Annotated in this window: 5 protein-coding genes; all 5 read left to right on the top strand. The window is 33.9% G+C overall.

Annotated features, from left to right (window positions below):
• Nucleotides 1-107 precede the first annotated feature (107 nt).
• The 5 genes from RSB60_RS10995 to RSB60_RS10975 all read left to right on the top strand — a co-directional run bounded on the left by RSB60_RS10995 (nt 108) and on the right by RSB60_RS10975 (nt 4,246).
• Nucleotides 108-1,046, top strand: coding sequence for a type I phosphomannose isomerase catalytic subunit (locus tag RSB60_RS10995; RefSeq protein WP_332616345.1), 939 nt, complete (start codon nt 108-110; stop codon nt 1,044-1,046).
• Nucleotides 1,047-1,321: 275 nt separating this feature from the next.
• Nucleotides 1,322-1,750, top strand: coding sequence for a PTS sugar transporter subunit IIA (locus tag RSB60_RS10990; protein WP_332616343.1), 429 nt, complete (start codon nt 1,322-1,324; stop codon nt 1,748-1,750).
• Nucleotides 1,751-1,764: 14 nt separating this feature from the next.
• Complete coding sequence (locus RSB60_RS10985; protein ID WP_332616340.1) at nt 1,765-2,256, top strand: PTS system mannose/fructose/N-acetylgalactosamine-transporter subunit IIB; 492 nt, start codon at nt 1,765-1,767, stop codon at nt 2,254-2,256.
• A 255-nt stretch (nt 2,257-2,511) separates the two neighbouring features.
• Nucleotides 2,512-3,351: a PTS mannose/fructose/sorbose/N-acetylgalactosamine transporter subunit IIC gene (locus RSB60_RS10980; RefSeq protein ID WP_332616338.1), complete on the top strand. Its 840-nt coding sequence runs from the start codon at nt 2,512-2,514 to the stop codon at nt 3,349-3,351.
• A 1-nt stretch (nt 3,352) separates the two neighbouring features.
• Nucleotides 3,353-4,246 (top strand): PTS system mannose/fructose/sorbose family transporter subunit IID, encoded by an 894-nt coding sequence (locus tag RSB60_RS10975; protein WP_332616336.1) that lies wholly within the window; start codon nt 3,353-3,355, stop codon nt 4,244-4,246.
• The last annotated feature ends 201 nt before the right edge of the window (nt 4,247-4,447 follow it).

Raw genomic sequence — 4,447 nt, 5'->3', positions numbered from 1 at the left:
TGGTAATACGAGCGTATCAAAATGCCTATAACATGCTTAGTATAATGTTATAACATTATGTTGAAATATCAAATATTTTATTCTATAATGAGCATAGAGGTGATGACATGTATCCACTAAAATTAAAACCCATTTATGATAAAACGATTTGGGCGAATGATGTTTTAACAAAAGCACGAGGAATTAAAGAAAAGGGATTTGGTACTTGTTGGGAAATAAGTGCTCATCCACATGCCCAAAATGTAATCTTGAATAAAGAATATGCGGGTATAACACTGGGAGAATTAATCGATTTAAAGCCAACAGAAATGTTAGGAAAGCATCCTAAAGAAGCTATGTTAAGACTTGCCTACTTAGATGCAAAAGAAGATTTATCCATTCAGGTGCATCCAGATGAAGCATATGCAAAAGCACATGAAAATGATCAAGGGAAATGCGAATCTTGGTATATTTTAGAAGCAAAAAAAGGAGCAACCCTTGTTGCGGGCACTTTGAGTGATGATAAAGAAGCTATTAAAAAAGCTATTCATGAGGAAACTTTAGAGACATATTTACGTAAAGTACCAATGGAGGCAGGAGATTTTATCTATATTGATGCAGGGATGTTACATGCCTTAGGCGGTGGTATTTTAGCTCTTGAAGTGGGAACTAATTCTAATACAACGTATCGTTTCTATGATTATGGAAGAAAAGATGCGAATGGAAATGGGCGAGAACTTCATTTGGATAAAGGCTTTGATGTAGTAGGCTTAAATAAACGTAGCGAAAAAGTAGTAACACCAATGCAAGAAGGAATTGAACAAAAGAAGGTATTAGAAGATGGAGATGCATTCAAGGTCACCTTATATGATATCTGTGGAGAATTGAACTTAGATACAAAAGGTTATAATTTTCATTGCTTGTCATTTGTGCATAATGACGCTATTGTGGAATATAATGAAGAAGAGTATGAGGCAAACTATTGCGAAAATATGTTCATTCCTGCAAGTTGTGGTAAGTACAAAATCAAAGGCAATTGTAGGGTTTTGGTGAGCGTGACAAAATAACTTGTTTTGACTATTTATGACACGTTTTGACTTCTGAACTTGTATCACATATTTCGTCATATATGCATACTTTACTAGGGTATTAAGATATAAAATATGGAAGAATTAATCATTTATGTGAACAATATGTGAATAGTGTCGTTAAATCATAAGGCTTTAAATAACAAAATATCAAAAAATAACTTGAATTAATGATGGCAATACGTTATCATTAAGACGTGGATGAAAGTGGTTACATTAATCATACGCAAGATAAGAAAAAGGAGGAAGATATAATGAAATACGTGATAATGGTCAGTCACGGTGAATTTGCCCCTGGGTTGCATAGTGCAGTCAAAATGATGACTGGTAATCGTGATGATGTATTAAGCACAAGTCTAAAGGATGGCATGAGCGCTGATGAATTTGCATCAAATTTTAAAAAGTTGGTAGAACCTTTAACTTCAGATGATGAAATTATTTTATTAGCTGATATCTTAAGTGGATCTCCATTTACAAATGCTTTAGCTGTTTTAGACGAACGAGGTTTGTTGGATAAAACATTAGTATTGGCAGGTATGAATATGCCTCTTGCGATTACAGCAGTCTTGATGAAAGATAATATTGATGACAAAGAAGTTTTAAAAGAAACATTGTTAAGTGAAGGACATGCAGGATTGATGGAATTCAAAGCAGTTGTAGAAGACTGTGAAGATGATATATAAGGAGGACTTAGGTCATGATTAGTTTTGTTAGAATTGACGATCGTATTATTCACGGTCAGATTATCACACGTTGGTCAAAAGAATACCCATGTGATGGAATTATTGCAGTAAACGACAAAGCAGCAACAACACCAGTGTTAAAACAATCATTTGTTGCATCCACTGATAAAAAAGTATTTGTTTGGACAAAAGAACATTTTTTAGAAAAATTACAAACAGTATTAGATAGTGATAAAAAATATTTCTTAATTACTAAAAATCCTGTTGATATGGCAGAATTATTGGTTACGAATAAAGTGGTACCTAGTGCAGTTAAAAGAATCGTTGTTGGACCTTGTAATGATCGTCCAGGAGCAATTAAACTAGGACAAAACCAAAGTCTTATTAAAGAAGAAGCAGAAGCTTGTGAAGCAATGACAAACGCTGGATACGATGTTTACTTTGCATTACTTCAAGAAACAGCAATTGGCTCATGGCCAAAATTTAGATCTAAATTTGGATATTAGTATATACTAATAAACAAAGAAAGATAAATGTTGTATTTACTCATTATTATGATGATTAATATACAACGAACTGGGAAGAATTACACAATCATAATCTCGGATAGATGAAAAGAATACTGTGCTGGTAATTAGGTATTCTTTAAGTCATGCCAATATGATTCAATTCAACCCCCAAAGTTACTCTTAATTTGGTGAATATTGGGAGTATTTATCCAAATTCAGATAACATAAAAAAAGAAAAGGAGAACAAAAGTTATGGAAATTTCTTGGATACAAGCGGCGTTACTTGGATTAATGTCATGTTTAGCGGCATCAACTATTGCTTGTTTAGGAACCACAATTGGTAACTATACATTAAACAGACCTTTAATCGCATCCGTATTTGTTGGATTAATCTTGGGAGACATCCCAGGCTGTATTACAATCGCAATCCCAATGCAGATTATTTATATTGCATTAGTTACACCAGGAGGAACAGTAGCTGCCGACTTACGTGCAGTATCGTATATTGGTATTCCTCTTGCTTATGTTACAGCTAAATCACAAGGTTTAGATTTAGCAAGTCCTAATGCACAAGCATTAGCAGGTTCAATTGGAGCATTAGTTGGTACAGTTGGTACTGTACAGTTCTATGGAACAGCAATGATGAACTTAATCTGGCAACACATTGGTTGGGCTAGACTAGACAAAAAAGACTTTAGTATTCTTGGTAAAGTAGAAGTTGTATTACCTTTAATTTCTCACTTAGTAATTTCATTTATTCCAGTAATGTTAATTGTTTACTATGGTGCTGGAGCAGTTACAAACTTTAAAGAAGCATTACCAATGGAATCATGGTACATGAAATCTATCTTTACATTAGGTAGTTTATTACCAGCTGTCGGAATTGCTATCTTATTAAAATCAGTAGTTACAAAACTTACAGACTTGATTTTCTTCGTATTTGGTTTTACAATTGCAGCTTCTATGGGATTAACTTTAATCGCTGCAACTGCAGTAGGTGCTGTATTTGCATTTATTAACTACCAAATGACTTTAATTAGTTTGAAAGCCGCTAAAGGCGGGTCTGCTATAGACGACGAGGAGGACATTTAATATGAAAAAAATTACAAAGAAAACATTAAATAGTTCATTCTGGCGTTGGTTCTATGGAAACTTAACATGTTTCTCTCATGAACATATGCAAACATTTGGTTACATGTGGTCAATGTTGCCTATTATTCAGGAATTATACGACACAAAAGATGAACAAGCTGAAAAGTTAACTACTTACTATCCATTCTTCAATACTGAGCCTCAAATTGGTTCAATCGTTGTTGGTATTACTGCAGGTCTTGAAGAAGCACGTGCAAATGGAAACTCAGAAATTGATGATGAAATGATTAATGGTATCCGTGCTGGATTAATGGGACCATTAGCTGGTATTGGTGACTCACTTATCGTTGGTACTTATATTCCAGTATTATTAGGTATCGCTTTAGGTCTTGCTGAAGGTGGATCTATTATTGGACCACTATTCTATATCGTTGTATGGAATGTAACAAGTATTTGGTTCCAAAAATTTATCTATAACAAAGGTTATGAATTAGGAGGTTCAGCTGTTGAAGTTATTGTTGGTGAACAAGCAACTGCCCTTCGTGAATCTGTAATTATCATGGGACAAGTTATCGTTGGTGCGATGGCTGCTTCATGGGTTAACATTAGTACTGCTTTAGTATTAACTACTGCTGGAGCTACTGGTGAAAAAATGGTTCTTGCTAAAAATGGTGTTGATATTGTAACTGAAAAATTCGATACTACTAAAGATGTATTATTACAAGCTTCATTAGATGGAGCATTCCCTAAAATCTTAACAATGTTATTTGTATTATTCTGCTGGTGGTTAATGGCCAAAAAGAATGTTACACCTATCAAAGTTATGGGTCTAATGATTGTAATTGCTATCGTTGGAGTATTAGTTGGATTCTTCAACCCAGGATTAGCTTACTAGTCTTAGATTAATTAAATGTTATAAAGAACATCCCTACCTCCCAAGTGGGGATGTTTACTTTATATTGAATTTTAAACCCGATGTATGTTAAAATCAATGTAAGAAATGATGGTGATTTGGATATGACAAAACAAGAACGAGAACGATTGAAGAATGAAATAGCTATGAAAGATGTTATGACAAAAAAGATTGGTAAGTGGA

It is taken from the genome of Anaerorhabdus sp. (assembly GCF_036657415.1).
In the GTDB taxonomy this organism is placed as follows: Bacteria; Bacillota_I; Bacilli_A; order Erysipelotrichales; family Erysipelotrichaceae; genus Anaerorhabdus.
The sequence above is the reverse complement of the archived record's forward strand: the minus strand, read 5'-3'. Positions and strand labels throughout refer to the sequence as shown.